The organism is Anaerovibrio sp. (assembly GCF_051866355.1).
Taxonomy (GTDB): Bacteria; Bacillota; Negativicutes; order Selenomonadales; family Selenomonadaceae; genus Anaerovibrio.
The window spans coordinates 1-1,625 of record NZ_JBJDWZ010000156.1; the positions used below are offsets into that span (position 1 = coordinate 1).

The 1,625-nt window shown below is 50.2% G+C and carries 2 protein-coding genes; both read left to right on the forward strand.

What is annotated here, in order from left to right; all coding sequences use genetic code 11:
- Positions 1-199 precede the first annotated feature (199 nt).
- The gene (locus tag ACI3UA_RS08160; protein WP_439724320.1) at positions 200-1,132 is read left to right on the forward strand and encodes a bifunctional riboflavin kinase/FAD synthetase; all 933 of its coding nucleotides are present in this window, start codon (positions 200-202) and stop codon (positions 1,130-1,132) included.
- Positions 1,133-1,309: 177 nt separating this feature from the next.
- Entirely contained in the window at positions 1,310-1,576 is a 267-nt protein-coding gene (gene rpsO, locus ACI3UA_RS08165; RefSeq protein WP_154407321.1) for a 30S ribosomal protein S15, read from the forward strand.
- Positions 1,577-1,625 lie beyond the last annotated feature (49 nt).

Genomic DNA, 1,625 nt, shown 5'->3' on the forward strand with positions numbered 1-1,625 from the left:
CACCGAGTTCCGATGCCGCCAATGGGATGGAGAAATGATGTATATGGGATTGTACATTGAGTACATCATGTACATCAAAGGGATTGTCTATAATATACCAGCTATATCTGAAAAGAAAATGAAAGATTGTGAAATCTTGTTTTATTCTTTGTGTGCGGTTATAATAGTAGAGTAAATTTATTTTGTGATGGTGATGTAAATGCTTATTTGTAATAAACTGGCTGAGGCAAAACAGGTGCTGAATGGCAGGGCTGCCGCGGTGGCCCTGGGAACCTTTGACGGAGTGCATATAGGACATCAGAGCATTATCCGGCGCGCAGTCAGTTTAGCAAGGGCACATAAGCTGACAAGCGTGGTGTATACCTTTAGCAATCATCCTCTGGCTGTGGTGGCCCCTGAGAGGGTGCCTATGCAGATTGGTGACAATATTTCAAAGGCGGACATTATGGCCGAGCTGGGCGTGCAGGTACTGGTGAATGTGCCTTTCACGGAAAAGCTCTGCCGTCAGGCTCCCGATGATTTCCTGCTGGATTTGCAGCAGGCGCTGAATCCCCGGTACGTTGTGACGGGGCCGAATTTTTCCTTTGGCGCCAGGGCAAAGGGCAATCCGCGCATGCTGGTGCGCGTGGGGGAGGAATACGGCTTTCAGGCGGAGATTGGACAGGCGGTACAGCTGGATGGCAAGATGGTCAGCAGTACCCGAATCCGTGGGCTGATAGAGGCAGGCAATCTGGAAAAGGCCAATGAGTACCTCGGACGCTATTTCAGCTTTGGGGGACGCGTGATTCATGGGGATCACCGCGGCAGAAAGCTGGGCTTCCCTACGGCCAACCTGGCTATCGGTGACAAGCGCGCCATGCTGCCCAACGGGGCGTATGCGGTGAAGGTTCTGCTGGACGGCAGGAGCTACAGGGGGATTGCCAATATCGGGGATAATCCTACCTTTGAGGGCTGCAACCGGCGGCTGGAGGTAAACATCCTTGATTTTTCCAGGGACATTTATGACTGCCCGCTGACCGTGCAGTTTGTAGCCAAGCTGCGGGAGCAGAAAAAATTCAGCGGCGTGGAGGCGCTGGTAAGGCAGCTGCATGCGGATGAGGAAAAGGCACGCCGCCTGCTGGCAGATTTGTAAGCTGTAGCCTATAAAAATTGCTGTGGCTATTTACATTTTGCCAAAGTTGTGATATATTATCAAAAGTGTGCTGTTTCGTTAATGTAACCGGCACAGTCGGCCTTTTGCTAAGATTGGCGATACTCCAGCGCCATTCCCGGCTTGAGGACTTTACAAGATTTTAGGAGGAATTTTTACATGTTGACACAGGAAGCAAAGCAGGAAATTATTCAGAAGTATGCAGTTCACGAGGGTGATACCGGTTCTCCGGAGGTTCAGATTGCAGTTCTCACTGCACGTATCGTTTATCTGACCGAGCATCTGAAGGAGCACAAGAAGGATCATCATTCCCGTCGCGGCCTTTTGAAGATGGTAGGTCATCGCCGTCGTCTCCTGGCTTATCTGAACAAGGTAGATATCGAGCGTTATCGTGCAATCGTTGCCAAGCTCGGCCTGCGCAAGTAAGAAAAAGGTTCTGTAAAATTTTACAGGGTTTTCCACGGTTTTATATCGG